Origin of the sequence: Streptomyces sp. IMTB 2501 (genome assembly GCF_001953885.1) — a bacterium.
Classification (GTDB): Bacteria; Actinomycetota; Actinomycetes; order Streptomycetales; family Streptomycetaceae; genus Streptomyces.
The window spans coordinates 37134-43133 of record NZ_MQUS01000051.1 but is presented as its reverse complement, the minus strand read 5'-3'; the positions used below and the strand labels follow the sequence as shown (position 1 = coordinate 43133).

The 6000-nt window shown below is 69.1% G+C and carries 5 protein-coding genes and 1 pseudogene; 2 read left to right on the top strand and 4 right to left on the bottom strand.

Features of this window, described 5'->3' with window-relative positions:
• Window positions 1-335: 335 nt before the first annotated feature.
• Together AV521_RS43790 and AV521_RS43785 are read right to left on the bottom strand one after the other, a co-directional pair.
• Window positions 336-587, bottom strand: coding sequence for an ankyrin repeat domain-containing protein (locus AV521_RS43790; protein ID WP_076097433.1), 252 nt, complete (start codon window positions 585-587; stop codon window positions 336-338).
• A gap of 187 nt (window positions 588-774) precedes the next feature.
• A complete protein-coding gene (locus tag AV521_RS43785) occupies window positions 775-1188 on the bottom strand; it encodes a DUF4345 domain-containing protein (protein ID WP_076097431.1) in 414 nt (137 codons plus the stop codon).
• 89 nt (window positions 1189-1277) lie between these two features.
• Here AV521_RS43785 and AV521_RS43780 point away from each other — a divergent pair, with 89 nt between their 5' ends.
• The gene (locus tag AV521_RS43780) at window positions 1278-1931 is read left to right on the top strand and encodes a TetR/AcrR family transcriptional regulator (RefSeq protein ID WP_076097429.1); all 654 of its coding nucleotides are present in this window, start codon (window positions 1278-1280) and stop codon (window positions 1929-1931) included.
• Between the two features lie 368 nt (window positions 1932-2299).
• Here AV521_RS43780 and AV521_RS48945 read toward each other — a convergent pair whose 3' ends face one another.
• Window positions 2300-2497, bottom strand: coding sequence for a hypothetical protein (locus tag AV521_RS48945; protein WP_076097426.1), 198 nt, complete (start codon window positions 2495-2497; stop codon window positions 2300-2302).
• A gap of 1008 nt (window positions 2498-3505) precedes the next feature.
• Between AV521_RS48945 and AV521_RS53085 the strand changes: the two genes are divergently transcribed.
• On the top strand, window positions 3506-3979 hold the full coding sequence (locus AV521_RS53085; protein ID WP_371917116.1) for a hypothetical protein: 474 nt from the start codon (window positions 3506-3508) through the stop codon (window positions 3977-3979).
• Between the two features lie 602 nt (window positions 3980-4581).
• On the opposite strand, the pseudogene AV521_RS51930 reads toward AV521_RS53085, so the two are convergent.
• Window positions 4582-4788: pseudogene (locus AV521_RS51930) on the bottom strand (transposase); the annotation flags it as partial.
• Between the last annotated feature and the right edge of the window lie 1212 nt (window positions 4789-6000).

Genomic DNA, 6000 nt, shown 5'->3' with positions numbered 1-6000 from the left:
CGCACAGCCGTCCCCCGATCGGTGGCCAGGCTGAAGAAGCTCAGTGAGGATCCGGCAGACCACGGGCCGGTCCACATGCTCCTCATCCGGCTGCTGAACAGCGCGGGCGATCAGTTCGTCGACGGGGGCAGAACGCGGAAGGCCCACTCAACGAGGTCAGGATGGCGCTGTGCCCGGCGCGTACGACGAGCCCACCGAGCGAGACCTGATCGACCCGGTCGTATGCGTCGTCCTGACCCTGGACCGTGGCGGCCGGACCCGGTGCGCCCGGCCTGCGTCGTAGCTGCTCGGCCGTGCCCGTCTCGTACCAGCTCCGGGCCAAGGCGAGCAGCCGTTCACGGTCGGCCCGCCGCAAGCCGAAGCTGGGGCTCCTTGTCCAGCACGGCCGAGAAGGCGGCCGGGGAGTCGCCGTAAACGGCGCGCCACAGCGGCGTGGTCCCGTCCGGCAGCACCCGGTCGGGGTCCGCGCCGCCCTCCGCCAACGCCTCGACGACCGGCGCGTCGTACGCCGCCACCGCCCCGCACAGCATGGCAGCCCGTTCGCGTCCCGTGTCCGGATCCGCGCCCCTGTTCAGCAGATCCCGCACTGGCGCGGCGTTCCTGGTCCGAACCGCCGACGTGAGCCGGCCGTCGAGTCCGCCCTCGCCCACCTTCTGCCCCCCGGTTCCGGATCACCTGGCCAGCTCGCCGAGCAGTGCCGACGATCACGTAATTCCTCACCGGCAACGTCGGCTTCCCGCCCAGGCATTCGGTCTGGACGAGCTGACGCGCCGTTCATCGATCAGTGGACACGGCCTCCACGTCGCTGCGCACGGCCCGCTCGTCTGCATCAGCCAGCCAGAAGAAGACCATCGGCAGGCTGAGCTCGATCACCGTCAGCACGATCTGGAACCACTGCGGCCAACCGCGCACGGCGAGCGAGAGCAGCCGGCCAACGCCTCCCAGCAGGAATACGCCGGCCAGCCACCGCACCGCCCGAGCCGGGATCGGACGCTGCCGCGCGGCCCAGAGCCAGGCCAGCCCGTAGCCGACGAAGCTTGCCCCCATGAAGCGGCCCCAGCTGTCGACCGTCGTACCGGCGGAACCGGCTCCTGGGATCGCCGCGTTGCCGAGTGCCACGTGGAACAGGCCGATCGCTACGCAAGCCCAGCCCATCAGCTGCGTGAGTACGCGCAGTGCCCTGGCCAAAATTCCTCCCAGTCGTCGTGCGGAGCTTAGTTGACGTGTGTCTACTACGGTGGATGCGCTAGTAGATGCATGTCAACTAAGCTTCATCCGTGCCTTCTCGCCAGCGACTCACTCCCGCTAACCGCCGCGCCCAACTCCTCGCCGTCGGCGCACGGCTCTTCGCCGCCCGCCCTTACGCTGACGTGCTGATGGAGAAGGTCGCCGAAGAGGCTGGTGTCTCCCGGGCCCTGCTCTACCGGCACTTCCCCAGCAAGCAAGTCCTCTTCGCGGCTGTTTACCAGCAGGCGGCGGACCAGCTGCTCGCCGAGACTCGGTTCGACCCCGCCGACTCCCTGGCGGAACAGCTCATCCGGGGCATGGACGTCCACCTCGACTACTTCGTGGCGAACCGCAACGCCGTCCTCGCCGCGAACCGGGTCCTCGCGGGTGACCCGGTGATCCAGACGATCATGACGAACGAGTTGGACGCACTCCGTGCGCGGCTGCTGGCCGTACTCCCACTCGCGGACGAGAGTGCCCACGAGGCTGTGTCAGACGTCCTGAAGAGCTGGCTGGTCTTCGTCCAAGTCCTTTGCGTCGACTGGCTCACCCACGAGACCTGTACCCGCACCCAGTTGCGCGACGTCTGCGTCGGCGCGGTTCTCGGCGCCCTCCGGCCGCTGCTCGCAGAGGACCCCGCCCCCGACTGGCCGCAGCGAGGGCCCGGTGCGGGTGCCTCTGGCCTGCCGCAGCGCGATGTGTAGGGAGCCCGACGCAGTGCCAGTGCGTCGGGGTGAACGTCTGGATGAGCAACTGGATGGGGAAACTGACGCTGCCGGTGGGGAATTACGTGGCGTTCCACGGGCGGAGCCGGTGACTCGCCGGGGAAGCCTGGCTGAGTTGCTGCGCCGCCCATCGTTGACCTCCGCCTCGCTCGCAGCCCCTGCCCCTCCACCGGCACCTCCGCGGCCGCGAGGGCGTTTCCGCGAATGCCAACTCGTCCGAGGACCCCGCCGGACCGCATTCCCGAACTGTCCGGCAGCCCGCAGATCAAAGACCTGCCACCTGTCAGCTCGCATGACCAGTTCCACGATCACGTCGTGCGGCGCGTGCCCAGCTTCCTGGTCGGGAGTCACGACGTCCCCCGGCCATCCGGGGCGAGTGCCTTCACACGGTCATGGAGTCCGGGCTGACGCACGCCGGCCACGGTGTACGCCCCGCAGACCGCGGGGACCTCCACCATGGCCGTGCCCACCCCGACCGCCGCGCCACTGATCAACCCCCGGTCGCCGGCGCGGATCCCGGCCAGAATCATCAGACGGGTGCGCATCGTGGCCGAACCGTGCAGCTACGTGCTGCGTGGTCGTCGCCGACCACCACCAGCCCGGTCCCCACCACCAGCCCGGTCCCCAGCGGCAGCCCGACACCACCGGAAACGCGGATACCGGCGCCAGGCCCTAGGGAAGGTGGACAGAGGAGGTGGATGCTGGGCCGGCTGGAGGCGGTGTGGTGTGGTTCGGGATGGTTGTGTCTGGTCTGGCCGGCACTGGCGTCATGGCAGGGGTGGTGACGGGCTGGTCTTACGGCGCTGGTGAGGGACTGGTCCGCGGGGGAGGGGCTGGGTGGGGCGTGCTGTCTGCGCGCTGGTGGGGTTGGCCCGGGATCAGGATTGCTGGGGGCTGGTGCATGCCTTTCTGTCGGCGAGTGATGCCGGGGCGGTCGGTATCTGCGGCTCGGTCGGCTTGTGGTGCCTGTCGGGGGTTGAGGTGGCTTGGGCGGGAGGTGCCCCTCGGAACCGGCCACTGGGCTGTGGATCCGGGTGATGACAGCGGTCCCGGGGCTTGCTTCGGTGTGCGGCCAGGTCGGCCTGGCCGCGGTTGGGTGGCCTTGCGGCTGCCAGCGTGGGTGGTGGATGGGGTCGGCCGGTGCTGACTGAAGTGGGCCGGCGCGTGCGGGGTGCGGGGTTGGGCCGGTTGCCGTGTGGGGGTGCGGGTGGTGTGGGTGTCGTCTCAGGATCGTGGTCATGTGGACCTTCTTGGTGACTCTGTCCTGTCGCCGCCGGGTGCGGCTCGGTGATGTGTGTCGTGTCGTATGTGCGGTTGTTGCCTGCGGTGTGTTGCTGGGTGGTGCGTCGGGGTGTGATCGCGGCCCCGGGAACAGGGTGGTGCGGAGGATTCCGGGTGGTGCGCCGGGTGCGGCGACGGTTTCTCCTGGCCGGCCTGTGGTTCAGGCGCGTGTTCCGGGTGTGGGAGAGCGGATGTGGGGGCGGGTTCCGGCTGGTAGCGGGCAGGTGGTGGTGGTGTACGGGGAGGGGCCGGATTCGGCTGAGAGTGTGGTGGTGCTGTATCAGAAGCGGGGTTCGCTGTGGGAGCGGACGGCGAGCTGGCCGGGGCACAACGGCCGGTTGGGCTGGACGACGGACCATCACATGGACGACGAGCACAGTCCGGTGGGTGTGTTCACCCTTACGGATGCGGGAGGCTCGCTGGAGGATCCGGGGAGCCGGCTGAGGTACTGGCAAGACGACAACGCTTTCGCGTCGATGCTGCTTCCGGGGGAAGTGCATGATCACGATTTCGACTATGTGATCGCTGTCGACTACAACCGGGCGAAGGGTGTTCCGCCGTTCGACTGGAGTCGTCCCGAGGGGGAGGAGCGCGGTGGTGGGATCTGGCTGCACATGGATCACGGTGACGGGACGTCGGCCTGTGTCACGGTGCCGGAGTCGGGTATGAAGACTCTTCTGCGCGTGCTGGATCCGGCGCGGCGTCCGGTCGTGGTCATGGGGGACCGGCAGCGCCTTGAGTCTTGACTGCTCTCTTCCCTGAAGGGGGATTCTCTCCGTCAGCATGACCTAGCGCGGAACCCTCGGTGTTCTCGCCCGGGAGGAGACGCTTGTCTGGCCTGCTCTGACAGCGAGAATTGATCGTGGCATCGCCCGGAAGCCCGACTCGTGCTCTGACCGACGCTCAGGTTGTCCTTCGCAGGAATCGTCGGCCTGCCGCGTGGTGCCACGTAGCGCGTGGCCGGCCCGGTGACTGTGACCGAACAGGAGCCTGGCCAGAGGTCCCATCACTGTCTTGTCCGCCTGCCCGACCGGCGCGTTCCCTCACCCACGCGAGAGGTGGAAGGGCAGCGCACACCAGCACGGCAGACGAGATAGCGGTCATCGGCGGGATCGACATCACACCGATTTTCACCAGGCGGCGCTCATCGACGGCATCGGCCGTCACCTGGCCAACCGAGGCGTTCGAGACCACCCCCGAGGGCTACGAGCGGCTGCTGGAGCGGCTGCGCTCGCTCGGCGCGTCCTCGCTGTCGGGGATCGACGGAACCGGCGCTTACGGCGCCGAAACCGCCCGGTTCCTCACCGCGGACGGCATTACCGTGGTCGAGGTCGACCGGCCGGACCGCGAGGCGAGGCCCGCCGTCCTCGGCCCAGTCCCACAGCCGGCGCCAAGCCGTCACCCCGGGGCGGCCCACGGTGTCCGCGGGGACGCCGCGCCATGCGACACCGGTCCGCAGCTCAAACATGACACCGGCGAGGGCTGCCGGGTCGGGAACACGCCGCCGCCCGGGACAGCGGTAACGACGCTCGGGAGTACCCGGCAACACGCACGCGGACACGCTGCCGATCAAGATCACCAAGCGGAAGACCCGCAGAACAACGTAGGGATCAGTTAGCACCAGCTCACAGCCGCTCCCGCTCGGCGTGCGCTGAACCTGCGGCTGAATCAGGGGTGAGGTGGCTGGCAGGCCAGGGCGGCAATGGATCTGCGCACGCAACTGGGTCGGCGACCGTGGGTGTGAAGGTCTGTGGGCTGGGTTTGGCGGCGAGGCCTGGACGAGGTGCCCGATGAAGGCGTCGGTTCGGATCTCTCCTTCGTGGTCGAGGAACCGCCGGTGACATCGCGTCGGCCGAGTGGGCCACCGGTGCTCTGCCTCTGCAGATGCTTGGTCAGGAACGGCCGATCGACTTTCAGGAGGGTCAGGTGGTTGTCCTGCCTTGGCCGTGCTGGATTCGGCTGGTTGTGCGCATCGGTGCGCACGGTTCCATGCTTCAAGTGCCCCCCGGAGTAGGGGATTTCCGGCACAAGGAACGGAGGAGTGCCGCGCCAACGAACGGGGAACAGCGATGACACATCGTGAGAAGGCACAAGGAACCAGACTGGCGACGAAGCGGATCCTTGGCCGCGGGGGCGCCCGCCTGGCCACCGTGGGCGCCTTGGGCGTGGCTGCCGTTCGGGCGCCGTCGCTCGACACCAGCACGGTGCCCGACGACCCCCCTGCGATCCAGCGGCCGTGCGCGTAGGTGACCGCACGGAATCCCTCGGTGGACCCGAGGTCGACCGCGGACCAGTGCACCGCGTCGTACGACCTCGCGGCGGCGCCCCGATCACCCACCGCAACCCACTGTCCGCCCCCGTACGCGACCCCGCGCAGGTTTACCGCCACGGGCGAGCGCACCGCCACCCAGGTCCGCCCGTCGTCGCGCGAGACGATCAGCCGGCCGTCGGAGCCTGTCGCCACCGCGGTGGGACCGTGCGCCCCAACGTTGGTGAGCGTCAGCCCGGATCCGAAGGAGTCCGGCGTCACCGGCTGCTGTGCCCGGGCAGCGGCCGTGCCGCACAGCGCACCTGTCAGGGCAAGTACGACCGCGCCGACCAGCCCGGCGGAGCGACAGCCCTTGGACGGGCCGGCTGCACGCCTGAGTAGCGCAGGGAAGGGCGACATGATCACCCGACATGAAATGTCAGACGTGACGGGCGTTGGAGATTTCCGACACCGAGAACCCACGAAGGACGCGAGCCCGCCAGGGCCGGGTGCAGCCGG

What these genes read in the sequence shown, in the direction of transcription:
- AV521_RS48945 (WP_076097426.1), bottom strand. Translation starts at nt 2,497, where the DNA reads ATGCGCACCCGTCTGATGATTCTGGCCGGGATCCGCGCCGGCGACCGG.